The 22222-nt window shown below is 66.2% G+C and carries 22 protein-coding genes; 11 read left to right on the forward strand and 11 right to left on the reverse strand.

Annotation, left to right across the window (positions count from 1 at the left end; genetic code table 11):
• Window positions 1–11: 11 nt before the first annotated feature.
• Window positions 12–1229, forward strand: coding sequence for an acyl-CoA dehydrogenase family protein (locus tag AC4ELS_RS19035; protein ID WP_499048855.1), 1218 nt, complete (start codon window positions 12–14; stop codon window positions 1227–1229).
• Window positions 1226–2023 carry a tyrosine-protein phosphatase gene (locus AC4ELS_RS19040; protein ID WP_448444315.1) on the forward strand — a complete coding sequence of 266 codons (798 nt, stop codon included), beginning with the start codon at window positions 1226–1228 and terminating at the stop codon, window positions 2021–2023. The genes AC4ELS_RS19035 and AC4ELS_RS19040 overlap by 4 nt, the downstream gene beginning before the upstream one ends.
• An 88-nt stretch (window positions 2024–2111) precedes the next feature.
• On the opposite strand, the gene AC4ELS_RS19045 is transcribed toward AC4ELS_RS19040, so the two are convergent.
• The 6 genes from AC4ELS_RS19045 to AC4ELS_RS19070 form a co-directional block, all read right to left on the reverse strand.
• The gene (locus tag AC4ELS_RS19045; protein ID WP_448444317.1) at window positions 2112–2636 is read right to left on the reverse strand and encodes a YceI family protein; all 525 of its coding nucleotides are present in this window, start codon (window positions 2634–2636) and stop codon (window positions 2112–2114) included.
• Complete coding sequence (locus AC4ELS_RS19050; RefSeq protein ID WP_448444319.1) at window positions 2633–3136, reverse strand: DUF456 domain-containing protein; 504 nt, start codon at window positions 3134–3136, stop codon at window positions 2633–2635. Before AC4ELS_RS19050 ends, AC4ELS_RS19045 begins: the two co-directional genes overlap by 4 nt.
• Window positions 3133–3843, reverse strand: a complete 711-nt coding sequence (locus tag AC4ELS_RS19055; protein WP_448444321.1) for a methyltransferase domain-containing protein — start codon at window positions 3841–3843, stop codon at window positions 3133–3135. Before AC4ELS_RS19055 ends, AC4ELS_RS19050 begins: the two co-directional genes overlap by 4 nt.
• Window positions 3844–3852: 9 nt before the next feature.
• A complete protein-coding gene (locus AC4ELS_RS19060) occupies window positions 3853–4548 on the reverse strand; it encodes a haloacid dehalogenase type II (RefSeq protein WP_448444323.1) in 696 nt (231 codons plus the stop codon).
• A 66-nt stretch (window positions 4549–4614) separates the two neighbouring features.
• Window positions 4615–5580: an NADPH:quinone oxidoreductase family protein gene (locus AC4ELS_RS19065; protein ID WP_448444325.1), complete on the reverse strand. Its 966-nt coding sequence runs from the start codon at window positions 5578–5580 to the stop codon at window positions 4615–4617.
• 5 nt (window positions 5581–5585) lie between these two features.
• A complete protein-coding gene (locus AC4ELS_RS19070; RefSeq protein WP_055119353.1) occupies window positions 5586–6449 on the reverse strand; it encodes an SDR family oxidoreductase in 864 nt (287 codons plus the stop codon).
• A gap of 230 nt (window positions 6450–6679) precedes the next feature.
• Here AC4ELS_RS19070 and AC4ELS_RS19075 point away from each other — a divergent pair, with 230 nt between their 5' ends.
• Complete coding sequence (locus tag AC4ELS_RS19075; RefSeq protein WP_448444328.1) at window positions 6680–6847, forward strand: hypothetical protein; 168 nt, start codon at window positions 6680–6682, stop codon at window positions 6845–6847.
• A 158-nt stretch (window positions 6848–7005) separates the two neighbouring features.
• Window positions 7006–7203: a hypothetical protein gene (locus tag AC4ELS_RS19080; RefSeq protein WP_448444329.1), complete on the forward strand. Its 198-nt coding sequence runs from the start codon at window positions 7006–7008 to the stop codon at window positions 7201–7203.
• Window positions 7204–7266: 63 nt separating this feature from the next.
• On the opposite strand, the gene AC4ELS_RS19085 is transcribed toward AC4ELS_RS19080, so the two are convergent.
• From AC4ELS_RS19085 to AC4ELS_RS19095, 3 genes are all read right to left on the reverse strand, one after another.
• Complete coding sequence (locus tag AC4ELS_RS19085; RefSeq protein ID WP_448444331.1) at window positions 7267–8199, reverse strand: class I SAM-dependent methyltransferase; 933 nt, start codon at window positions 8197–8199, stop codon at window positions 7267–7269.
• Window positions 8196–9158: an SAM-dependent methyltransferase gene (locus AC4ELS_RS19090; protein ID WP_448444333.1), complete on the reverse strand. Its 963-nt coding sequence runs from the start codon at window positions 9156–9158 to the stop codon at window positions 8196–8198. The genes AC4ELS_RS19085 and AC4ELS_RS19090 overlap by 4 nt, the downstream gene beginning before the upstream one ends.
• Before the next feature lie 71 nt (window positions 9159–9229).
• Window positions 9230–9865: a TetR/AcrR family transcriptional regulator gene (locus AC4ELS_RS19095; protein WP_448444335.1), complete on the reverse strand. Its 636-nt coding sequence runs from the start codon at window positions 9863–9865 to the stop codon at window positions 9230–9232.
• A gap of 123 nt (window positions 9866–9988) precedes the next feature.
• On the opposite strand from AC4ELS_RS19095, the gene AC4ELS_RS19100 reads away from it, so the two are divergent.
• Together AC4ELS_RS19100 and AC4ELS_RS19105 are read left to right on the forward strand one after the other, a co-directional pair.
• On the forward strand, window positions 9989–10564 hold the full coding sequence (locus tag AC4ELS_RS19100) for a TetR/AcrR family transcriptional regulator (protein ID WP_448444337.1): 576 nt from the start codon (window positions 9989–9991) through the stop codon (window positions 10562–10564).
• 11 nt (window positions 10565–10575) lie between these two features.
• Window positions 10576–12720: an FUSC family protein gene (locus AC4ELS_RS19105; protein ID WP_498884618.1), complete on the forward strand. Its 2145-nt coding sequence runs from the start codon at window positions 10576–10578 to the stop codon at window positions 12718–12720.
• 4 nt (window positions 12721–12724) lie between these two features.
• On the opposite strand, the gene AC4ELS_RS19110 is transcribed toward AC4ELS_RS19105, so the two are convergent.
• Together AC4ELS_RS19110 and ptsP are read right to left on the reverse strand one after the other, a co-directional pair.
• The gene (locus AC4ELS_RS19110) at window positions 12725–13699 is read right to left on the reverse strand and encodes a pirin family protein (protein ID WP_055119343.1); all 975 of its coding nucleotides are present in this window, start codon (window positions 13697–13699) and stop codon (window positions 12725–12727) included.
• 142 nt (window positions 13700–13841) lie between these two features.
• The gene (gene ptsP, locus AC4ELS_RS19115; protein WP_064878617.1) at window positions 13842–15521 is read right to left on the reverse strand and encodes a phosphoenolpyruvate--protein phosphotransferase; all 1680 of its coding nucleotides are present in this window, start codon (window positions 15519–15521) and stop codon (window positions 13842–13844) included.
• Window positions 15522–15623: 102 nt separating this feature from the next.
• On the opposite strand from ptsP, the gene AC4ELS_RS19120 reads away from it, so the two are divergent.
• The 5 genes from AC4ELS_RS19120 (at window position 15624) to AC4ELS_RS19140 (ending at window position 22215) form a co-directional block, all read left to right on the forward strand.
• Window positions 15624–16391, forward strand: coding sequence for a DeoR/GlpR family DNA-binding transcription regulator (locus AC4ELS_RS19120; RefSeq protein WP_064878619.1), 768 nt, complete (start codon window positions 15624–15626; stop codon window positions 16389–16391).
• On the forward strand, window positions 16388–17356 hold the full coding sequence (locus AC4ELS_RS19125; RefSeq protein ID WP_499048617.1) for a 1-phosphofructokinase family hexose kinase: 969 nt from the start codon (window positions 16388–16390) through the stop codon (window positions 17354–17356). The genes AC4ELS_RS19120 and AC4ELS_RS19125 overlap by 4 nt, the downstream gene beginning before the upstream one ends.
• Entirely contained in the window at window positions 17353–19374 is a 2022-nt protein-coding gene (locus AC4ELS_RS19130) for a PTS fructose transporter subunit IIABC (RefSeq protein WP_498884621.1), read from the forward strand. The genes AC4ELS_RS19125 and AC4ELS_RS19130 overlap by 4 nt, the downstream gene beginning before the upstream one ends.
• Window positions 19375–19396: 22 nt before the next feature.
• A complete protein-coding gene (locus AC4ELS_RS19135; RefSeq protein WP_499048620.1) occupies window positions 19397–19654 on the forward strand; it encodes an HPr family phosphocarrier protein in 258 nt (85 codons plus the stop codon).
• Between the two features lie 143 nt (window positions 19655–19797).
• Entirely contained in the window at window positions 19798–22215 is a 2418-nt protein-coding gene (locus AC4ELS_RS19140; protein ID WP_448444771.1) for a TPR repeat domain-containing protein, read from the forward strand.
• The last annotated feature ends 7 nt before the right edge of the window (window positions 22216–22222 follow it).

A 22222-nucleotide genomic window follows, 5' to 3' on the forward strand; every position in this document is an offset into this window, starting at 1 on the left:
TGGACTTCGCTCTGTCGGCCAAAGCGGCTGATTACCACGCCCGGTTGACCGACTTCATGGTGGAGCATGTTCTCCCCGCGGAAGCCTCTTACCACGCCTATCGCGAGGAGAAGGGCCCGAAGGATCACACGGTGCCACCGGTGGTCGAGGAGCTCAAGGTCAAGGCGAGGGCCGCGGGCCTGTGGAACCTGTTCCTGCCCTCGGAGTCCGGTCTGACCAATCTGGAGTACGCGCCGCTGGCCGAACTGTCCGGTTGGAGCCTGGAGATCGCCCCTGAGGCACTCAACTGCGCCGCGCCGGACACCGGCAACATGGAGACCCTGCACCTGTTCGCCGACGAGGCCCAGCGCAAGCAGTGGCTCGAGCCGCTGTTGGCCGGCGATATTCGCAGTGCGTTCGCGATGACCGAGCCGGCCGTGGCGTCCTCGGATGCCCGCAACATCGAGACGACGATGCTGCGCGACGGGGCCGACTACGTGATCAACGGCCGCAAGTGGTGGATCACCGGGGCCGCCGATCCGCGCTGCAAGATCCTGATCGTGATGGGCCGCACCAATCCCGACGCCGCCTCCCACGCCCAGCAGTCGATGATCCTGGTGCCGGTGGACACCCCGGGGGTGGACATTCAGCGGTCCCTGCCGGTGTTCGGTTGGCAGGATCAGCACGGGCACTGCGAGATCGTGTTCGACAACGTGCGGGTGCCCGCCGAGAACCTGCTCCACGAAGAGGGCAGCGGTTTCGCGATCGCCCAGGCCCGGCTGGGGCCGGGCCGCATCCACCACTGCATGCGTGCCCTCGGTGCGGCCGAGCGGGCGCTGGCATTGATGATCGACCGGGTGCAGAAGCGGGTCGCCTTCGGCAAGCCCTTGGCCGAGCAGGGCGTGGTACGTGAGTCGATTGCCAAGTCCCGCAACGAGATCGACCAAGCTCGGTTGCTGTGCGAGAAGGCCGCGTGGCTGATCGACCAGGAAGGCAACAAGGCCGCACACGTGCTGGTCTCCCAGATCAAGTCGGTGGCCCCGCAGGTCGCCTGCGACGTGATCGATCGCGCCATCCAGGTGCACGGCGCAGCGGGCGTCAGCGACGACTTCCCGCTGGCCCGGCTCTACAGCTGGCACCGCGCGATGCGGTTGTTCGACGGCCCCGACGAGGTCCACATGCGCACGATCGCCCGAGCGGAGCTGGGCCGTGAGAAATCGCCTCTCGCTGCGGCGGTGATCGCGCAGTGACCACCGAGCTGGGGGAACTGTCGGGGGCGTGGAACTTTCGCGACGTCGCCGAGATCGCCGGGATCCGCCCGGGCCTGCTGTACCGCTCCAGTGAGTTGAGCCGGCTCACCGACGACGGCCGCGTGGCGTTCAGCGGGCTTGGTATCACCGATGTCGCCGACCTTCGCTCACATCAGGAGGTCGCGCGGCGCGGGCCCGGCCAGGTCCCCGACGGCGTGACGGTGCACATGCTGCCGTTCCACCAGGGCGACGACTCCAACCAGGACGCACCACACGAGTCGACGTTCCAGCGGGTGATGTCCGAGTCACGCGACGGCGAGGACACCTCCGCGTCCGCGCGCCGCTACATGACCGAGGTGTACGAGGAGTTCCCGGGCCTGCCCGGTGCGCATACCGCTGTACGGCAGGTGATTTCGCTACTCGGGGCGAACCGCCCGGTGATCGCGCACTGCTTCGCGGGCAAGGACCGGACCGGCTTCACCGTGGCGACTGTGCTCACTGCGGTAGGCGTGGACCGCGACGCGGTCATCACCGACTTCCTGCGCAGCAATGACGCGACCGTCGCCCTGCGGGAACGCATCATGGAATCGGTGCGGGCTCGTGCGGATTCGGCTGAGGCCATCACCTACGCCGAGGCGCGGTTGTCCGACGACGTGCTGGGCGTGCGTGAGGAGTACCTCGACGCGGCGTGGAAGAAGCTCGACGCGGCGTACGGGTCGGTGCAAGGTTTCCTCGAGGCGGCCGGAGTCTCGCCTGACGACCTCGCCGCGTTGCGGAACAATTTGGTGGGCTGAAGCTGCTTGTTGACTTTGGACTGACGCTGCATTTTTGCGGGTAACGGTGTGCGTGGTGTCAAAGTCAACGGGCACCGCCACCCGCCGGTCAGGGACGGTTGGCTGTCAGACTCACCCCGACCTCGTCGGCCACCTTCATCGCCCCCATCAGCATCGAGAACTGCTTGATTCCGAAATCGCTGTGCCGCACAGAAGCCGTGCCGAGCACAGAATCGCCGGACACCTCAACCTCGACGGTCTGGTCGCCGGAATGGCCGGCAAGCTCGAGGACTCCCGCGATCCGTATCAGAGAACCGGAGCGCTCGATCAATGTGGACCGGAACCGGGCCTGGGGAAACTTCTTCGCCCGCAACGTCTTCAACGCGTTCGATCGGATCAGCAGCTTCTCGGCCCCCGACAACGGAGTCATGCCGCCCTCGCCCCGCAGCACGTCCAGGGAGTCAAGGTCCACCGTCACCTCGACCGCCGCAGGCTCATCGCCGTCCCATTCCACGGTCGCGTGCCACGAGCGCATCGCGATCGTCAACCGATGGCCCATCCGCGACGCGCTCCCCGTCACACCGGTGTGGAGCAGCAACTCGCCCGAGTCGGGGCCCAGGTTCCACTGCGTCACGCGGCGATCACCAGACCCGTCACCCAGGTGACCGTCGCGAGTAGGGCTCCGGTCAGCTCGACGCCGACTGACAGCGCAACACCCTTGAGCGCGTGCACAGTTGACGTCCAAGCCCGCCGGTAGTCGCGGCGCGAGGCCAGCTCGGCCAGATAGACACCCGCGACGAAGCCGATCACCAAACCGATCACCGGGATGACGAAGAACCCGATCAGGCCGAGCACCCCGCCGGCTGCCAGGCTCCAGATCCCCACCTCCGCGGCCCGCATCCGGCGTACCGGCCAGACGTACTTGATCACCTCGGCCGTCACGAAGAACACCGCTGCGACCCCGAGCGTCACCCACGCAACTGTGGCGTTGGTCCCGTCCTTGGCCTCCAAGACCGCCCACACCGCGATCGCGGCGAAGACCAGAAACCCACCCCCGGGCAGCACCGGCAACACGATGCCGATAAGACCGATGGCAATCACCAATGCGACGAGAACAACGCCGAGAGTGCTCACGGTTTCTGCCCGCGCACCCACTGCATGGTGCCCATGGTCTTCGACCGCACCCGCTCCAGACCCAGCACCTCGAACCGGTCGGCGAGCTCATCTTCGGCGAAGAAGCGCGCACCGCCCTTCGACAACAGCTGCGCCGGTCCCCGGTTGGTCGCCGTGGGCACCATGATCGCCATCCGCCCGCCGGGGCGCAGTACCCGCACCATCTCGGCCAGTGCGGCCTCTGCGTCGGGGATCAACTGCAAAACCGCGATCGACGTCACCGCATCGAAGACGTCGTCCCGGAACGGGAGCTTCTGAGCGTCGGCACGCAGGAAACCGACCTGGCGGCCCGCTTCGGCCTCGACAGCGCGGGCCAGCATCGGCTCGGAGATGTCCACACCGAACGCGAACCCGTCCAGCCCGGCCGACCGCGCCAGCGCGGCCGTCACATTGCCAGGACCGCTGCCGACATCGAGTGCGAGGCCGCCGGGCGGGATATCCAGCCATTCGGTGGGTTCCTGCCACGCCGTCATCAGCTTGCGGCCGATCCCCTGGGCGTTGTCGTAGAGCTTCGACCCGAGCGGGGACGCCCACACCTTCTGGATGAATCCTGCGTTCTTCGGGGCGTCACTGCCGTCGCCCAACAGGTCGAGATATCCCTTGCTGACGTCCGGCTCCGCCGGCGGTTCGGCGAGAAGTTCCAGCGCCTTGGTTAGTGCGGTGTCCACACCCCTACGCTACGCACCAAGTTGGTCGGCAAGGTCGAGAAAATCGGTCGCGACGATGTCGAAACCGTCGGCCGTGACGTCGTGCGGAGTCGCGTCCGGGCCATACTCCAGGGGCCGGGCCACGTATGCGGTCCCGAGTCCGGCGTCGCGGGCGGCCCGCAGGTCGGACGGATGGGCCGCCACCAGCGTCAGCTCTTCGGGGACGATGTCCAGCAGGTCGGCACACCCGAGGTAGGCCTCGAGGTCGGGCTTGTAGTGCCGGAACAACTCGGCCGAGATCACGCAATCCCACGGTAGCCCGGCACGTTTGGCCATGTTCGTCAGCAGTGAGACGTTGCCGTTCGACAACGTGGTGATGAGGTAGTGCTGCTTGAGCCGGCTCAGCCCGACCACCGAGTCCGGCCACGGATCCAGCCGGTGCCAGGCCCGGTTGAGGTGGTCGATCTCGTCCGGGCCTGCCTCTACGCCTGCCTCCTCGAGCAGTGAGACCAGGATCGCGCGATGCAGATCGTCGATCCTGGTCCACGGCAGCTCACCGCGGCGCACGCGGTCCATCGCCGGGGCATAGCCGGCCCGCCAGTTGTCTGCGAAGACCGGCCAATCCCGTTGCAGCCCATGGCTTTCACCGAATGCTTCCAGCTCACCGATGATGCTGGACCGCCAGTCGACGACGGTGCCGAACACATCGAAGGCCAGGGCTTTCATCGCTACGGCTCGATGTTCTTCGCGCAAGCGCTCATCAGGGCTCGATGTTCTTCGCGCAAGCGCTCATCACGGCTCCAGGACGAGCTTCCCGCGCACCTGCCCACTGGCCAGCGCATCGAGCGCGGCCGCGCCCTCGGACAGCGGGAACCGGACCGGCGCAGGGGGACGAAGCCCACCGGCCACCAACTTGTTGAGCTCGGCCCCGACCTGGGCCTGTGCGGCGGGATGGCGGCGGACGAACTCGCCCCAACCCACCCCGACCACACTGACGTTGCGCAGCAACAACCGGTTGACCTTGACCGTCGGGATGCCGGCGCCTGCAGCGAATCCGATGACCAGCAGCCGGCCTTCAGGTGCCAGCACCCGGATGGCGTCGTCGAAGGCCTCGCCGCCGATCGGGTCCACCACCAGATCGACGCCTTCGCCTCCGGTGGCATCCATGACCGCCTGACGCCAGCCGTCGGTCAGCGGTAGCACCACATCTGCACCCACAGACGAGACGAACTCCTCGGCCCCGGATCGGTGCACCATGGCAATCACCTTGGCGCCCATGGCTTTGGCCAGCTGGATCGAGGCGACTCCGATACCGCCGGCCGAGCCGAGCACCAGCACCGTCTCCCCCGACACCAGCCCACCGCGGCGGGCCAGCGCGAACTGCATCGTGTAGTAGTTGCCCAGCAGCGATGCGGCCTGGCCGTCGTCGAGTCCGTCGGCAGTGGGGATCACATTGGCCGGCAAGGCCGCCACCTGTTCGGCGTACCCGCCCAGCATCGTCATCGCCGAGACCCGCTGACCCGGGGTGAATCCCGAGCCCTCGGGTGCCGAGCGCACCGTTCCGGCCACCTCCATGCCCGGTGTGAACGGCGGCTCGAGCCGCAGCTGGTACTCGCCGCGCAGCAACAGCAGATCGGGGAAGCAGACGCCGGCGGCGCCGACGTCGATGACTACCATGTCGGAAGACACGGGGCCGTCGACGTCGACGTACGCCAGCCCGGACGTGCCGGTAAGTGCCTGCGCTACAAGCGCCTTCACGTATTTCAGCCCAGCTTGAAGCTGGCCTGCTGGGCGGCGGACAGATCGGTGATCTCGCCCCACTTGGCGGCGATCTCATCGACCGAAGGCACCTCGCTGAAGGTGATGCCGTCGTTCTGGAAGAGCGCGGTGCGCTGTACTTTGCCGCCGCCGACGATGAACACCGAGTCGGTGTCGGGCAGTTCCTCGGTCATCAGGTAGGCCACCACGGGGGCGACGTACTCGGGGGTGAGCTTCTCGAACACCTCGGGCGGCAGGATGTCCTGCGTCATGCGGGTGGCGGCGATCGGCGCGACCGCGTTGGTCTTGATGTTGTACTTGGCGCCTTCCTGGGCCAGCGTGTTGATCAGGCCGACCAGGCCGAGCTTGGCAGCACCGTAGTTGGCCTGACCGAAGTTGCCGAACAGGCCGCTGGTGGAGGTGGCGACGACGACGCGGCCGAAGCTCTGCTCGCGGAAGTGCGGCCACGCGGCGCGAATCACGTTGTACCCACCGTAGAGGTGCACCTTGAGCACGGCGTCCCACTGCTCGAACGTCATCTTGTGGAAGGTGCCGTCACGCAGGATGCCCGCGTTGCTCACCACACCGTCGACCTTGCCGAACTCGTCGATCGCGGTCTTGATGATGTTCTCGGCGCCGGCCTGCTCGGCGACGCTGTCGTAGTTGGCGACGGCACGGCCACCGGCAGCCTTGATCTCGGCCACCACCTCGTCGGCCATGTTGTGCCCGGCGCCGGACCCGTCGCGGGCGCCGCCCAGGTCGTTGACGACGACGCTGGCGCCCTCGCGCGCGAGCGTCAGGGCATATTCACGGCCCAGACCTCCACCGGCTCCGGTGACGACGACGACGCGATCCTGCACTCCTGGCATGGGGATTCCTCCTCGATAACGGGCCTCGAAACGGCTCAGCTCCCCTCCTGTATACGGCGAGCGGACAACTCCCGGTCAACCGGGTCGGTCAGCGCTCATTCGAGGCGCGGCTGACGTGTTTCTGCCAGCCGGGAGTCAATTGCCGCCAACGTCGCCGATCCGGAAATCAACGGTGTGCCCCTTTAGTTGAACCAATCAGGAAAGTAAAGAGTTGGAAAGAGGCAGAGGAAATGAAGAAGTTCGGATTGACCGCAGTTGTCGCCAGCGGCCTGGCCGCCGCAGTTCTGGGCCTGGCCGGCCCAGCTTCCGCCGATGTGTCCCACCACGATTGGCTGGATCAGATCGGCCCGCACGTGACCGTGCCACACGTCGACACCACGGTGCACCAGAGCCACTGAAGCTCCGGCCTGCCGGCGGATGCGGCTCGCAGACACCTCGCGACGAACCGACCGGCCGGGTGACCACAGTCACGCTTTCGTGACTGTTTAGTAGGAATAAACGCCCAGGTCCGGCGGGTTAATAGATGTGGAAGTGTTCGTTAAAAGGATAGAAATAGATGAAAAAGTTCGGAATTCCCGCAGTGCTCGTCAGCGGAGTGGCCACCGCCCTTCTGGGCCTGTCCGCACCCGCCTCAGCCGGAGTGGACCACCACCTCTGGGTGCACCAGATGCATCAGAAGGCAACGGCTCCTCAGGTCGACACCACGGTCAAGCACACCAATGTGAATCGCACCAAGGCGATGTCGAACCACTGATCGACAACGAAAACAAAAGGGGCGCCCCGCAACCGGGGCGCCCCTTTTGTCGTGTCAGCGAGCTCAGAGCTTCTCGGCGGTGACGAAGGTGGAGAACGCCCGCGTGTCGTCGTGCTCGATCTCCACGTAGCGGCCCAGCCGGCGCATCTCGTCGAGCGAGTGCACACCGTCGGCCCGCCAACCGTGAGCGCCCAGCCACTCCGCCACATCGGCACGATCAGGATCCTCGTAGATCAGGTCCTGGATGTTGAGCGCCTGCTCCATGTTGAACTGCGCGGCGAAACGCTCGAAACGCTCACGCATCTCCTCGCGACGCTCACCGGCCGAAACCCCGGCGGTCTCGGCGGCGATCCGGCTTCCCGGGGCCGACAACTCGGTGACGAGCTCGAAGAGCCGATCCTGGGCGTCGGCAGGCAGATACATCAGCAGGCCCTCGGCGAGCCACGCGGTCGGCTGGGAATCGTCAAACCCCGCTTCCCGCAATGCTTTGGGCCAGTCCTGGCGCAGATCGATGGCCACTTCCCGGCGCTGCGCCGACGGCTGCGCACCATGGGCGGCCAGCGTCTCGGCCTTGTACTCCAGCACCTTCGGCTGATCGATCTCGAACACCGTGGTGCCGGCCGGCCAATCCAGCCGGTACGCGCGTGAATCCAGGCCCGACGCCAGGATGACGATCTGGCGGATACCGGCGTTCGCGGCCTCGGTGAAGTACGCATCGAAGAAGTGCGTACGCACCGCCTGGTAGCTGCCCATGTGCTCGAAGATCTTGGCGGCCTCGTCATCGACCTCTGCGATCTTGGCGGCGACATCCTGGTCCAGCAGTGTCTCCCAGAAGCCGGTTCCGGCGCCGGCCACCAGGACCGCCGCGTACGGATCACGGATCAGTGGGTTCTCGCGTCCGGTCTCCCCGGCCCTGGCGGCGGCGACCATCACGGCCGTCGACCCGACGCTGGTGGCGATGTCCCAGGTGTCGTCGTGGCTGCGCAGTGAGCTCATCGGGATTCTCCGTCCAATCGGGCGCGCAACAGCACGCTGTCCAAACCGAATTCCGCCAGTTCGTCGGCGTCGGCCGCGCGACCCAACCGGGCCATCTCGTCGGCGCTGGACACTGCGTCGACGTCCCAGCCGTGAGCCGCGAGCCATTCCGCGGCGGCGGCGCGCCCGTCACACGCGTACATCAGCGCGTCGGCATCGATGTCGAGTCCCAGCGAGGCGCGCATGTTCTCACCGCGGGCCCGACGTGCGGCCCGCTTCTCCGGGGTGAAACGCGCCGGATCCATGACGAAGTCCTCGACCGCGACGCGGCTGCCCGGCGCGCTGTGTGCGCCGACGAGTTCGAACAGCCGATCCTGCGCCTCGGCAGGCAGGTAGGGCAGCAGCCCCTCGGCCAGCCATGCAGTCGGCTGCCCGGGGTCGAAGCCCGCGTCGATCAGCGCCGTGGGCCAATCGTCACGCAGGTCGACCGGCACCGGGACGTGCTCGGCCCGGGCCAACGCACCGTGCGCCTGCAATGTCTCGGTCTTGTAGTGCAGCACCTTGGGCTGATCGATCTCGTAGACGATGGTGCCCGCCGGCCAGTCCAGCCGGAACGCCCGCGAGTCCAGGCCCGCGGCCAGGATCACGACCTGACGGATGCCGTCATGGGTGACCTCGGTGAAGTAGTCATCGAAGTAGTGGGTGCGCACGGCCTGGTAGTTGCGGGCCATGTCGTGAATGCGGTGTGCCTCCGGATCGTCACCGATCCAGTGCGGTTCGCTGCCGGCCAGCTGCGCCCAGGCCGGACCTGCGGCCGCCACCAGGAGGAAGGCGAACTCGTCGCGAATCAGGGGTTCGGGCTGCACGGTCTCGGCGGCACGGGAAGCGGCAACCGCCAGCGCAGTCGCCCCGACGCTCTCGGTGATGTCCCAACTGTCGCCTTCGGCCCGACCCGGCCGTACCTCGCTCAGATCAGTCATTTGCCAAGCAATACTACCGAATACTTAGCCGATCTATGCGGTGCTGTGGGGCACCTCACGGCATCGCTGCATCAATCGCGCAGTTGCCAGAGCTTGTTCGCCATCAGCAGTTCGAACTTGTCGACGATGACCGCTACGTCGTCACGATGCCCCACGTAACCGGCGTAAAAGCCCATTCCCCACATCACCGCCACCAGCATCTCCACGATGGCCGGGATGTCGGTGTCGGTGGACAATTCGCCGCCGGCGATCGCCTCGTCGACTGCCCACCTGACGAACTCGCGCGAGCTGCGCAACGCGTCGTGCTCCTCGGAGACGAGCTCGGGATGGCGCTGCGCCTCCAGCACCGAGGTCACCAGGAATGCCGCCGCCGACCGGTCGGTGGACTCGGCATCCATGGCCGCGGCGAAGAACGCCGAAATACGGTTCAGCAGGCTCGTGGCTTCCCGCGCCTTGGCAATGCCTGCGGCGATCACTTTCGCATTGGTCTGCTCGACCACATCGCGGTACAAAACGCGTTTGCTACTGAAGTAATGGTTGATTGCCGGACGGGTGAGATCCGCGCGGATCGCGATTGCCTGAAATGTAGCTGCGTCGTAGCCAAGTTCGCTGAAAACTTCGCGGGCGGCACGCACGATGCGCTCGCGTGTCTCCGCTGCCTTTGCTGCGGGAGGACGTCCAGGTCCTCGACTCGCCATGTGGGCCACACCCAAATTGTGCCACACGTCACCTGAGAGCCCCGATGCCGTCATGTTCGTGTGCGTTATATGCGGCTGACCAGCAAAGCCCCGCCGCGCCGAAAATGTTGACGACGAACTAGCGTTAGCCCGATGGCGGGGCTGGTGTCGCGGGAGGCGTACTTCGAAACCGGTCTGGATGTGTTGTCCGATCTCGGGTACGGCGGGCTCAAACTTGCCGAGGTGTGCAACCGACTCGGCGTCACAACCGGGTCGTTCTATCACTACTTCCCCAACTGGGCGGCCTACACCAAGGAGTTGATCGCGCACTGGCGTGAGGCGCGCACTCTGCGGGTGGTCGAGGCGATCCGCGCCGACACCGATCCGCATCACCGCATCGAGTCCTTGATCGGTGAAGCGCTGGCCCTTCCCCATGGGGCAGAGGCAGCCATCCGGGTATGGAGCTCGCTCGATCCCTACGTATACGACGTGCAGGCGGTGGTGGACCAACTGCGTTTCGACATCATCTTCGAGTCCGCCTACGAGATCATCGGCGACGAACGGAACGCCCGGTATTTCGCGGCATGGAGTTTGTATCTGGTCGTCGGTTACGAGCAGACGACGTTGCCCCGCGACCCCGAAACCTTGGCGTGGATCACCGGCCAGATGCGCGACGCGCTCGAAACGGGCCGCTTCACTCCCACGCCGGGATCGGACCAACCGGTCTAACATCGGCGATCATGCTGACCCCGGCCGAGATCTGGCACCGGGCAGCTGACCGCCTGCGCGATAAGGACCCCGATTACGACGCGCTGCGCCGTGCCGTCCGGGCCGCCATCGTCCTACCCGTCGCCGCAGCCGTGGGCTTCGCCGTCGGGGGCGACTCACAGACTCCGCTGTTCGCGATCTTCGGAGCGGTCTCCCTGCTCATCACCGCCGACTTCCCCGGCAACCGGCCGGCCCGCGCCCTGGCCTACGGCGGCCTGGCCCTCAACGGGTTCGTACTGATCGTGCTGGGCACGGTCCTGGCCCCGCATCCGTGGCCGAGCGTGGCGGCGATGTTCGTCGTCGGACTGGTGGTGACGTTCTCCGGGGTGCTCAGCGAGATCGTCGCCGCCGGGCAACGCGCCACGCTGCTGCTTTTCGTGCTGCCCCTGTGCACGCCCGTCGGCCCGATTCCCGACCGGCTGCTCGGCTGGCTGATCGCGCTGGTGGTGTGCGTGCCTGCCGCGCTGTTCCTGTTTGCGCCCCGCCACCACGATGAGCTGCGCCGCGACGCCGCGCGGGTATGCCGGCTATTGGCCGACCGGCTGGAGGGCCAGGCCTCGGACCGTGACGTCACCCGCGCGATGAACGCGCTCTACGCCAGCTTTCTCGGCGCCGACTACCGGCCCGTCGCGCTCAGCGCGGGCAGCCGCGCCCTGGTGCGCGTCGTCGACGATCTCGGCTGGATCTGCGACCAGGTCACCGACCAGACCGGCGAACTGCTGGGTGCCACGCGCGAGCCCACGGTGCGGGTACTGCGCGACAGTGCCGCCCTGCTGAAGATTCATGATCGCGCCGAGCGTGCCACCCGCGAAGCCGATCTGCGCGCGGCTCTCGCCGAGCAGCGCACCGTGGCCCAGAGCAGTTACCGCGAGGACATCACCCAGATCCTGAGCATGGCCGACGACGCGTCCGCCGCCAAGGTCGGCGGTGTCCTGCTGAACCGGCGCACCATCTCGGCCACCATCGCGGTCACCGGACGCGTGATCGGCAACGCGGCGCTGGCCGATGCCCGCCCGGTATGGGCCCGGGTGCTGGGCCGGCGGCTACCCAAAACCGGCGCCGCGGATTGGGTGATGCCTGAGACCGTCGCAGTCGCCGCCATCACCCGCGGCCTGGTCGCCTCCCGCGCGGTGGTGCTGCGCAACAGCCTGCGCACCGGGCTGGGGTTGGCCCTCGCGGTGGCCGTCACCCACCTGTTTCCGGTGCAGCACGGGTTCTGGGTCGTGCTGGGTGTGATGTCGGTGCTGCGCAGTAGCGCGCTGGACACCGGGACACGGGTGCTGCGCGCCGTGGCCGGCACGACGATCGGCTTCATCCTCGGCGCGGTGCTCATCGAGTTCCTCGGGGTGGACCCGGTGGTGATGTGGATCTTGTTGCCTCTGGTGGCATTCGGGTCGGCCTACGTGCCCAAGGTCGGATCGTTCATCGCCGGGCAGGCAGCGTTCACGATGATGGTGCTGATCAACTTCAACCTGATCGCACCGACAGGTTGGCGCGTCGGACTCGTCCGGGTGGAAGACGTCGTGGTGGGCGCACTCGTGGGGATCGTGGCGTCGGTGCTGTTGTGGCCGCGGGGTGCGACGGCCTCGGTAGCCAAGGCGATCGATCAGGCCCGGGCGGTGGGCGCACAGTTCCTCGATGCCGCCGTGCTGCGGGTGACACGCGGCGCCTCCGAGGCAGCCACCGATCGCGTGATCGCACTCGGGCATGACACCCTCACCGCCACGCGGACACTGGATGACGCGGTCCGCCAGTACCTTTCGGAGACCGGCGGACCCACCGACCAACGCGCTCCGGCGGTGCGCGCGGCCAACCGGGTCATCCGGGTACGGGCGGTAGCAGAGCTGATCGCCGATGTCGTACCCCCACCGCTGGGCGTCTATCCGCAGACCCGCTCGGTGATCGAGGAGCATGCCGCGGCGATCTGCGCCCGGCTCACCGGCGCGGACACCACGTCGGAACTGGTACCGATCGGCGAGAATTTCGTGGTGTCGTTGCGTGCCGAGGCCACCGGAACCGACCTTGCGGTCTCGGCGGCCCTGCCGCTGGTGACGGCTGCAGCGCATCTCGGCGAGCTGGAGTTGCTGTACCCGCAGCCCGCCGAGTCGGTGGGTTAGTCGATCAGTTCAGCGGCCGGTGCGGCATCAGCGCATTCGGCGGGATCTGGCCGAACTTGCCTGCCTGGTAATCCTCCAGCGCCTGGATGAGCTCCGACTTGGAGTTCATCACGAACGGGCCGTAGTGGAAGACCGGTTCCCGAATCGGCCGGCCGCCCAGCAGCAGAACTTCCATGGCGGGCCGGTGTGAATCCTGAGTTCCCTCGGCCGACACCGTGATCCGGTCGCCGGGGCCGAGCACGGCTAGTTGGCCCTGGTGGATCGGGTGACCGACGGGGCCGACGCTGCCGCGCCCGCTCAGTACGTACACCAACGAGTTGAAGTCGCGGTTCCACGGCAGGTTGAGCTGCGCACCCGGTTCAATCGTGGCGTGCGCCAAGGTGATCGGGGTGTGCGTGTTACCCGGCCCCTGAGCACCGTCGATCTCGCCGGCGATGATCCGGACCAACGCCCCGCCGTCCTGGGACGACAGCAACTTCGCGTCGGGACCTTCGATGGCCTGGTAACGCGGCGTCGCGAACTTGTCCTTCTTCGGCAGGTTCACCCACAGCTGGATGCCGTGGAACGTGCCGCCGCTCTCGACCAGTTCGGCCGGCGGAGTTTCGATGTGCAGGATGCCGGACCCTGCGGTCATCCACTGGGTGGCTCCGTCGGTGATCAGACCGCCGCCGCCATGTGAATCCTGGTGCGCGAACCGGCCGTCGATCATGTAGGTGACGGTTTCGAAGCCGCGGTGCGGGTGCCAGTCGGTGCCCCGCGGTTCACCGGGCTGGTATTCCACCTCACCCATCTGGTCCATGTGGACGAACGGGTCGAGGTCGGCGGCGCTGACTCCGCCGAACGCGCGGACGACGGGGAATCCCTCGCCCTCGTATCCGCGCGGGCCGGTGGTGATCGAGCGAACCGGGCGTTCGGTCTCCGACGCCTGAGCTGCCGCGATACGGGGCAGGGTCAAGGTGTCTGCGGTGATGGCTGGCATCTCCTACCTCCTGTTTGTAGTCTTATGCCAGCTATAACCGGACTGCGGTCCGATTATTCCCCCGGGGCCCTTTCCTCCCGCGAGCAGACGCTCCGGTACCCCTTCGGCAGCATTTTCGGGTACCTAGTTGTCTGCTCGCGGTTCAAAGGTGAGCCGCGGCGGCCTCGCGGGCCTCGGCAGCTGTCGCGGTGTCGAGTACCGCCTCCGCGGCGGCGCGGCACTGCTGCAACGTCACCTGCGCGAGCTTCGCGCCCACCGCTGCGATCGCGGCCGGCGCCATCGACAACGACGTCACACCCAGGCCCACCAACACGGCGGCCAGGAGTGGGTCGGCCGCGGCCTCGCCGCATACTCCGACCGGCTTGCCCGCCGCCGCTCCGGCGCGGGCCGCCATCGCCACCAGAGCCAGTACCGCGGGCTGCCACGGATCGGTGAGGGCGGCCAGATCGGCCGACATCCGGTCGGCGGCCATCGTGTACTGGGCGAGGTCGTTGGTGCCGATCGACAGGAACTCGACGTGCTCGAGGATCTTGTCGGCCAACAGTGCCGCAGCGGGCACCTCGATCATCACGCCCGGCGTCAGCCCGTACGAACGTGCCTTGGTGGCAAAGCTTTTCGCCTCGGCCGCGGTGGCGATCATGGGCGCCATGACCCACGGCGGGTTGCCGGTCTGCTCGGCAGCCGCGCCGACCGATTCGAGCTGACGGTCCAGCAGGCCGGGATTGCCCTCGGCGATGCGGATGCCGCGCACGCCGAGCGCCGGGTTCGCCTCCTCGGGATGACCTGCGAACTTCAACGGCTTGTCCGAACCCGCGTCGAGGGTCCGGACCACCACCTTGTGCCCGGCGAACGCCTCGAGCACCTCACCGTAGATGTTCGCCTGTTCGTCGACGGTGGGCTCGGTGTCGCGGTTGAGGAAGCACAGTTCGGTGCGGAACAGCCCGACACCTTCGGCAGGGGTTTCGCGGGCTGCGCGGGCGGCGGCACCGTCCTGGACATTCGCCAAGATGGCGACGGTGTGGCCGTCCGCCGTCGCACCGGGGCCCGCCCACTGTCGGGCTGCCAGCGCGTCCCGTTGCGCAGCGGCCACAGCCGCGGCAGCCTCCGAGGCGTCGGGGTCTGCCGTGAGGGTGCCCGCGGTGCCATCGAGAAGAACCATCGCGCCGGCGGCGACGGCGTCGAGGCCACCGATGGCCACGACGCAGGGAATTCCGAGCTGGCGGGCGATGATCGCGGTGTGGCTGGTCGGCCCACCGAGGGTGGTGGCCAAGCCGACCACCAGCTGCGGGTCCAGACCGGCGGTGTCGGCAGGTGCCAGATCTTCGGCACACAGGACCGACGGGATATCCGGCAGCGGCACACCAGGTTCTGGCAAACCGGACAGCTCGGCGATGACCCGGTCGCGAATATCCCGCAAGTCGGTGACGCGTTCGGCCATCAGCCCGCCGAGCTGCGTGAACAACTCCACGAACTGGTCCACGGCCTCGGTCACGGCGCGGACCGCGGGAGCGCCTGCGGCGATCCTCTTGTCAGCAGCCCCGAGCCAGGCCCGGTCCTGGGCCAGCGTCGCGGTGGCGGCGAGGACTTCCGAGGCGGCACCCGTGGCGTGCGCGGCCCGGTCCCGCAGCCGGGTGGCGACCTCCGTCGCCGCAGCTGCAAAACGCCCCGCTTCGGCCGGCCGGTCCGCCTCGGCGATGTCGCCGGCCGGCACCTCGACCTCCGGGAGTCTGCTGACCCGGATCACGGGTGCGTACTGCACTCCCGGGACCACCGGAACCCCGCGCAAGACGATGGGTGACGCAACCGATGCTGTAGTGCCCATGTGAGCCACATTACAAGAAAATGTTGACAAGTCAACACAGTCAAGCGTAAAACAACATATATCAACATCTCGTTAGGCTCGAACCCACACAAACGGAGGCTCATGTACGCCGAGGAGCGCCAGCAGGCCATCGCCGCGCTGGTCATGAGCAGGGGCCGCGCCTCGGTCGCCGAACTCGCGCAGACATACGACGTCACCACCGAAACCGTCCGCCGAGATCTGGCAGTGCTCGACAAGGCCGGCGTCGTCCGCCGCGTGCACGGCGGAGCCGTCCCCGCCCGGACCCTCCACCTCGTGGAAGCCGGCGTCGGCGAACGCGACACCACCCGCGCCGCGCAGAAGGATGCCATCGCCGCGGCTGCAGTCGACTTCTTCCCCCTCACCGGTGCCAGCGTCCTGCTGGACGCCGGCACCACCACCGCCCGCGTCGCCTCGCAGGTACCGACGGACCGGGAGCTCACCGCGGTGACCAACTCGGTGCCGATCGCCGGCCTCCTCGCCACCATGCCTACCGTCACCCTGCAATTACTGGGCGGGCGGGTCCGCGGCCTCACCCAGGCCGCCGTCGGCGAGCAGGTGCTGCGGGTACTCGAAACCCTGCGGGTGGACATCGCGTTCATCGGCACCAACGCCATCAACGTGCGACACGGTCTCTCGACCCCCGACACCGACGAGGCAGCCGTCAAGCGGGCCATGGTGCAGGCCGCGAATTACGTTGTGGTGGTCGCAGACTCATCAAAGGTAGGCCAAGAGGACTTCGTCAGCTTCGCCCCCATCGACAGCGTCGACACCCTGATCACCGACAGCGAGATCTCCGATGCCGACCGCGCACAGCTCACCGAACACGGCGTCGAGGTGGTGATCGCATGATCATCACGGTCACCCCCAACCCCAGCCTGGACCGCACCGTCACATTGAGGACGCCGTTGACGCGCGGAGCCGTACAGCGCGTCGACACCGTCACCGTCGAACCCGGCGGCAAGGGCATCAACGTGGCCCGAGCTCTGACCCTGGCCGACGTTGCCGCCGAAGCGGTGCTGCCCGCTGCCGACACTGATCCCCTGCTCGCGGCGTTACGGGCGCACGGTGTGCCGTTCACCGCCGTTCCGATCGCGGAGCCCGTCCGCACCAACGTCGCCATCACCGAATCCGATGGCACCACAACCAAACTCAACGAGCGCGGCGCCAGCGTGGACGCTGACACGCTGTCGGCGCTCACCAGCTGCCTGCTGACCAAGGCGCAAGAAGCATCGTGGTTGGTGTTGTCCGGGTCGTTACCGCCCGGGATTCGGGACGACTGGTATGCCCAGGTGGTGCAGCTGCTGGCGCCGCTCGACTGCCGGGTCGCCGTCGATACCTCCGAAGCGCCGCTGGCCGCGCTGGCCGCCGCGTTCGAGGTGGCCGCGCCCGATCTGATCAAGCCCAACGCCGAGGAACTGGCCGACCTGGCCGGGGTATCGGCCGACGCCCTGGAAAATGCTGCGGCCCAAGGTGACGTGTCATCGGTGGTGGCGGCCGCCGGTCGGCTCGTGGACCGGGGCGTCGGCGCGGTGCTCGCCACGTTGGGGGCAGCCGGCGCGGTCCTCGTGGACAGTTCGGGCTCCTGGCTGGCCACGCCGCCGCCGATCGTTCCGCGCAGCACCGTCGGCGCGGGCGACGCCTCCCTGGCCGGCTACCTGCGCGCCGCCGACGCCGGTGCCGAAGCCCCGCAACGACTGCAGATGGCCGTCGCCTACGGCAGCGCCGCCGCGGCACTGCCCGGATCCGCCCTGCCCACACCTGCCCAGCTCGACCTCGACGCAGTCCGCACCCACCCCATGAAGGTGTCGCCATGACCCAACCGATCATCACCCCCGAGCTGGTCCTGCTCGACGCCGACGCGGGCCGCGACAAGCAAGCCGTCATCACGCGACTGGTCGGAGCACTCGCCGAGGCAGGTCGCACCGACGACACCGACGGCCTGGTGGGCGCCGCAATGGCGCGAGAAGCCCAGTCCGCCACCGGACTGCCCGGTGGCATCGCGATCCCGCACTGCCGCTCCCCCTACGTCGAGACGCCCACGATCGGCTTCGCCCGGCTCTCCCCCAAGGTCGACTTCGGGGCTCCCGACGGACCGGCGGATCTGGTGTTCCTGATCGCCGCACCGGAATCCGGTGGGGCCGAACACATGAAGCTGCTCTCCAGCCTGGCCCGCGCGCTGGTCCGCAAGGACTTCGTGGCGTCACTACGGGGTGCCGCGAGCGTCGACGAGGTGGTGGCACTCGTCGACGGCGTGGTCAACCCGGCGCCTGTTCCTGCCCCTGCTCCTGAGCCTGTTGCTGAGCCCGTCAAGGCGGTGTCGATCGTCGCCATCACCGCCTGTCCCACCGGCATCGCTCACACGTACATGGCGGCCGACGCACTCAAACAGGCCGCCGATGATGCCGGGGTCGAATTGACCGTCGAAACCCAGGGCTCGTCCGGAAGCACGCCGTTGTCCGCGGCGACGATCGCTGCGGCCGATGCCGTCATCTTCGCCACCGACGTCGGGGTCAAGGACAAGCAGCGTTTCGCCGGCAAGCCCGTCGTCGCCTCCGGCGTCAAACGCGCCATCAACGAACCCGGGGTGATGATCTCCGAAGCCATCGGCGCCGCAGGCAATCCCAATGCCCCGCGAGTGGCCGGCTCGGTTGACGAGGCCGCTCCGGCCGCGTCGGGCGACGTGGGCTGGGGCACCCGCACCCGACAGATCCTGCTCACCGGCGTGAGCTACATGATCCCGTTCGTCGCGGCGGGCGGTCTGCTCATCGCCCTGGGCTTCCTCTTCGCCGGCTACGACATCGGCAACACCCCGGACGGCCAACCCACCCCGCTGGCCTACGGAATGAACTCGCTCGGTCATCACATCGCGGTCACCAACACCCTGGCCGACCTGCCACCCGGTGGTCTGACGCAGTACCTCGGCGCGGTGCTGTTCACGCTCGGCGGACTGGCGCTCATGTTCCTGGTACCCGCACTCGCCGGATACATCTCTTTCGCGATCGCCGACCGGCCCGGCATCGCACCGGGTTTCACCGCCGGAGCGGTGGCAGTATTCGTCGGCGGCGGGTTCATCGGTGGCATCGTCGGCGGTCTGATCGCCGGATTCGCCGCCCAGTGGATCAGCTCCTTCAAGGTGCCACAGTGGTTCCGGGGACTGATGCCGGTGGTGGTGATCCCGCTCGGTGCGTCACTGATCGTCGGCCTGTTGATGTTCCTGCTGCTCGGCCGGCCGCTGGCCGCGCTGACCACCGGTCTGACCAACTGGCTCAGCGGCATGACCGGGACTTCGGTCGTCATCCTCGGTGTCATTCTCGGTTTGATGATGTGCTTCGACCTCGGCGGCCCGGTCAACAAGGCGGCCTATGCATTTGCGACCGCGGGCCTCAACGTCGCCGACCCCGCCACGCTGCGCATCATGGCCGCGGTGATGGCCGCCGGCATGGTGCCGCCGCTCGCCATGGCGCTCGCCTCGACGCTGCGGCCGCGGCTGTTCACCGAGCCGGAGCGCGAGAATGGCCGCGCCGCATGGCTGTTGGGCGCGTCCTTCATCTCCGAAGGTGCCATCCCGTTCGCTGCCGCCGATCCCCTGCGGGTCATCCCGTCGATGATGCTCGGCGGCGCCGTCACCGGCGGGCTGATCATGGCGTTCGACGTCACGCTCAAGGCGCCGCACGGCGGCATCTTCGTATTCTTCGCGATCGGCAACCTGCTGTGGTTCCTGATCGCCCTGGCTGCCGGCACCGTCGTCAGCGCCCTGGCGGTCGTTGCGGCCAAGCAGTTCGCAAAACCGTCTGTCACCACGCCGGAAGCTCCGGCGCTGGCCACCACCTGAGTCACAACCCGAAGGAGAAACAATGCCAAGCAAGACTGTCACCGTCGGTTCGGCCATCGGCCTGCACGCCCGCCCCGCCGCGATCATCGCCGAGGCGGTCGTCAATGCCGGAGTTCCCGTCACCCTGTCTATGGACGGCGGCGAGCCCGTCGACGCCGGTTCCGCCCTGATGATCATGACGCTGGGTGCCGGCAATGGGGCTCAGGTGACGGTGGATTCCGACGACGCTGACGCGTTGGCCAACGTTGCCGGGCTCGTGGAGCAGGATCTGGACGCGTAGGTGCAGCAGACTTGGGAACCAGGGCTCCCGGTACCCGCGCGGATGGGCCTCTCCTCTCCGGCATTTGGCGCACTGCGGCCACTGCTTGGCTGAGATACTGAGAGTGAGTATTTGTTCAAGTCTGGGGAGGCTGGTCTGTGGGTGTGTTGGATGCATTTTATTCAACGTGGACGAGCGCACGAAAAACGTTTGGGCAAGGCGCGCCTCAGGATGGCGCGACGCTAGACCAAAGTTCGAAGCTGACACAGATGAAGACCGGCGTAGAGGCGGCTGCACCGGACGCCCGGTGGCAAGGCCCGGCATCGGAGGCATACGCGGCCAAGAACAAGGAGCATGCCGGTGTGTACGGCAAGTTGGCTGAGTTGGATCAGAAAATGGCCGCCGAAGTCACCAACGCCTCTAATGTAGTTGCGACGGGCCGCAAAAACCTGGACAACATCAAAAGTTGGGTCGACACCGCGGCCGCAGCTATACCGAGCGGTACCAGCGCAATCGATCGTGACAGCAAACTCCTGTCTATCGCCAGCCAGGGAATCGGCAAGGTCAGCGAGGTCATCACCACTTCGAATGCTGCGATGAGCACAATCGGTGGACGGGTCGACACAATCAAGAGCGAATGGCAAGCGATGGGCAATCGCCCTGGCGGGCCGAAAGAAAGTCCGTCAGATATCCGCATGCTAGGCGGTGATATCAAAGATGGCGAGGATAAAGAGAACAAACAGGACGGCGTCGCCGGCAGTCCAGCCATCAATGAACAGGCCCGCAAGGATGTTGATGCCGCGCTCAAAGGCGATAAGGATGCCCAGCAGCGTGTAAAGCTCACACTGGACTCCATCGGAGGTGAAAAGCTCTCCGGCAACGAAAAACTCGATCCCACGCAAGCTGCGTACCTAAGCCAGATGCAAGCGCAGCAGAAGCTCAGATCAGTTGACGAGCTAGACGAGGCGGCCAAAAAAGGCGCCAGCGGAATCATGGCCGATTCATGGAATCTAATGAGCAATCCAAATATCGAATTTCCTAAGACAGAATCGATTGACGGAGCACTACAGTCAGAAGAATCAGTTAGAGGCGGCTTTGATAAGCTTCCAGACGGCGTTAGGTCAACTCTCGAATCACCAGGAATTGAACAATCTGAAAACCTGCAGAAGATAGCCGATATTGCCAATACTGGCAACGGTGAGCACTTTTCGAAAGGTACCGATTTCGACCGCGGCATGATGCATAAGGTAGCGGACATGATGGAGTCGCCTTTGTGGCGGTCCGATGACGCGCCCTTCCGTATCTTTAACCCTGTAACCGGAGATTTCATGGATTTGCCTGGCAGTTGGGACGATCCACGTCCGCCGCACGCCGCCCTCGAGAAAGTCGCATCTGACGTAATGCTTGCCGTTCACAACGATCACCAGGTAATCCATGATGCAATAACTGGCGACGTGGCCTCAGGCAACCCGTATGGTGAGAAATTTAAGGTCAATAGCGAGCATCTGATGTACAACCTCACACACGAGGCCTGGGGCGATCGCGGCACAGGTGCCGGCTCCCTTTTCGAGTGGACGAAATCGGCGGCCATTGGCCCCGAGGAGGGGATCGCAGCGTCCACAGCACATACGTACGGCGAATACCTCGGCACGCACTCAAAAGAACTGATGCACCTCAGTGGCGACGATACGATCGGCCTCGATGGTAAGCATACCTTGGGTGGCGTAAACCCTCACTTGACCAACGCGATGGCTACCGGGCTTACGCCTTATATCGATAACATCGCTGGCTTGTCCAACGGGCTGCCAGGTTTTGAACCATTGGATACGTACAACGATTACAAGGAAAACTCGCTGCCAAACACAAAGGGCTTGTTCGCCGTTCTTAGTAGCGAAGAGAGCTCGGCTAAACTGTGGAGTTCCGAAGTATATAAGCATGCCTTGGCATATGAAACGGCGTTCGCAGTGGATCCACAAGATCCGAACTCTGGAAACAAGTTGAATTCCTCCGCTACGCTGCGCGGACTCGTCGATGATGGATTGGTCGCAGCCCATGACTCGTTTGCCGCAAATCAGAACGAAATGAACGCAAAATTACAGGAATGGAAAGAGTTCGCATACGACGCTGCGCTCGAAGATCTTAAAGTAGGGTCGGCCGCGCTGCCAGGAGGGATTGCGGCAAGTCCAGCCATTGGCGTCGTTGGAGCATCATTGCGCGATGAAATTCTCGGAACTACGGAAGTGATGGATCCGAACAATCCAATTTCAAACATGAGCGACGAGACAGCGAGTGCCCGGATAGTGAGTACGGTAGCGCAGGTTGGCGGAGATGTTCACCTCCCCCAAGCCCATTACAACGAGCAAGGTCGACTGGTTGGCTATCCGCCTGGTTCGCATGCTGTGATGGTGGACGGCCAGATCGTCCGTCCACCGGAGGCGAGCTTCGACGAGCATGCTCAGGCTGTCCAAAAGGCGGCAGAGACTGTAGTTGGAGGGCACGACCCATTGCAAAAGATGATCACTAAATACAACGGAATAACCGAAGAACCTAACCCGCATGATCCTGCAAAGCGCGACAAGTAGACATCGC

It is taken from the genome of Mycobacterium shunyiense, assembly GCF_058270035.1.

What these genes read in the sequence shown, in the direction of transcription:
- AC4ELS_RS19060 (WP_448444323.1), bottom strand. Translation starts at nt 4,548, where the DNA reads ATGAAAGCCCTGGCCTTCGATGTGTTCGGCACCGTCGTCGACTGGCGG.
- AC4ELS_RS19070 (WP_055119353.1), bottom strand. Translation starts at nt 6,449, where the DNA reads ATGCCAGGAGTGCAGGATCGCGTCGTCGTCGTCACCGGAGCCGGTGGA.
- AC4ELS_RS19075 (WP_448444328.1), top strand. Translation starts at nt 6,680, where the DNA reads ATGAAGAAGTTCGGATTGACCGCAGTTGTCGCCAGCGGCCTGGCCGCC.
- AC4ELS_RS19080 (WP_448444329.1), top strand. Translation starts at nt 7,006, where the DNA reads ATGAAAAAGTTCGGAATTCCCGCAGTGCTCGTCAGCGGAGTGGCCACC.
- AC4ELS_RS19085 (WP_448444331.1), bottom strand. Translation starts at nt 8,199, where the DNA reads ATGAGCTCACTGCGCAGCCACGACGACACCTGGGACATCGCCACCAGC.
- AC4ELS_RS19090 (WP_448444333.1), bottom strand. Translation starts at nt 9,158, where the DNA reads ATGACTGATCTGAGCGAGGTACGGCCGGGTCGGGCCGAAGGCGACAGT.
- AC4ELS_RS19100 (WP_448444337.1), top strand. Translation starts at nt 9,989, where the DNA reads ATGGCGGGGCTGGTGTCGCGGGAGGCGTACTTCGAAACCGGTCTGGAT.
- AC4ELS_RS19105 (WP_498884618.1), top strand. Translation starts at nt 10,576, where the DNA reads ATGCTGACCCCGGCCGAGATCTGGCACCGGGCAGCTGACCGCCTGCGC.
- AC4ELS_RS19110 (WP_055119343.1), bottom strand. Translation starts at nt 13,699, where the DNA reads ATGCCAGCCATCACCGCAGACACCTTGACCCTGCCCCGTATCGCGGCA.
- ptsP (WP_064878617.1), bottom strand. Translation starts at nt 15,521, where the DNA reads ATGGGCACTACAGCATCGGTTGCGTCACCCATCGTCTTGCGCGGGGTT.
- AC4ELS_RS19120 (WP_064878619.1), top strand. Translation starts at nt 15,624, where the DNA reads ATGTACGCCGAGGAGCGCCAGCAGGCCATCGCCGCGCTGGTCATGAGC.
- AC4ELS_RS19125 (WP_499048617.1), top strand. Translation starts at nt 16,388, where the DNA reads ATGATCATCACGGTCACCCCCAACCCCAGCCTGGACCGCACCGTCACA.
- AC4ELS_RS19130 (WP_498884621.1), top strand. Translation starts at nt 17,353, where the DNA reads ATGACCCAACCGATCATCACCCCCGAGCTGGTCCTGCTCGACGCCGAC.
- AC4ELS_RS19135 (WP_499048620.1), top strand. Translation starts at nt 19,397, where the DNA reads ATGCCAAGCAAGACTGTCACCGTCGGTTCGGCCATCGGCCTGCACGCC.